Here is an 879-nt window from a genome sequence, read left to right on the forward strand (position 1 = left end):
TAGAGGCTGCCAAGAACACGGTTGAACTTTCGGGTAAGAGTCTGGGCAGGGCAGAATGCGGGGGTGACCCGGCGAGGCTACCCCAGCGACGTGGACGACGACACGTACCTCTTCCTACTGCCATATCTCCTGCTCAGTCCCAAGGACGCTCGGCAGCGCAAATACCCTATCCGAGACATCTTCAACGCACTGTTGTGGGTCGCCCGCACCGGCGCACAGTGGGCCTACCTCCCCAACGATTTTCCGCCCGCAGAAACGGTGCGCCAACAGGCGCACCGCTGGTTTGAGGCTGGATGCTTCGAGAACGCCGCTCATGACCTACGGCTCCTGTCCCGTGTCGAGCGGTCAAGGAACGGGGAGCCGACGGCCATCATCATCGACAGCCGGACCCTCCAAAGCACCCCGGAGAGCGGGCACCGCGCCGGGTACGACGGTGCCAAAAAACGCCAGGGCACCAAGGTGCATCTCGCCGTGGACACCCTGGGCCACCTGCTAGCCGTCCTGACCACGCCCGCAAACGAGCAGGACAGAGCACAGGTCAAAGACCTGTGCCTGGAGGTGCAGGAGGCGACAGGGGTGAACGTGGAAGTGGCGTTTGTGGACCAGGGCTACACCGGACAGCAAACTGCCCTGGAGGCGACCGTGGCAGGCGTGGAACTGGTGGTCATCAAACGCTCGGACGCCGCCAAGGGCTTCATCCTGCTGCCCCGACGCTGGGTGGTGGAACGATCCTTTGCGTGGTTGTCACGCTTCCGGCGCTTGGGACGAGACTTGGAGCGGCTGCCGTCCACCCTCGTCGGGTTCCATTTCCTGGCCGCCTGCGTTCTGCTGTGCAACAACCTCAAGCCCCTTTTTGCATAGCCTTCTTGGCAGCCTCTA

Annotated in this window: 1 protein-coding gene; it reads left to right on the forward strand. The window is 63.1% G+C overall.

Annotated features, from left to right (window positions below; genetic code table 11):
- The first annotated feature begins 63 nt into the window (after positions 1-63).
- Positions 64-861, forward strand: coding sequence for an IS5 family transposase (locus A7B18_RS21105; RefSeq protein ID WP_102128617.1), 798 nt, complete (start codon positions 64-66; stop codon positions 859-861).
- The last annotated feature ends 18 nt before the right edge of the window (positions 862-879 follow it).

Origin of the sequence: Deinococcus planocerae (assembly GCF_002869765.1) — a bacterium.
GTDB classification, from domain to species: domain Bacteria; phylum Deinococcota; class Deinococci; order Deinococcales; family Deinococcaceae; genus Deinococcus; species Deinococcus planocerae.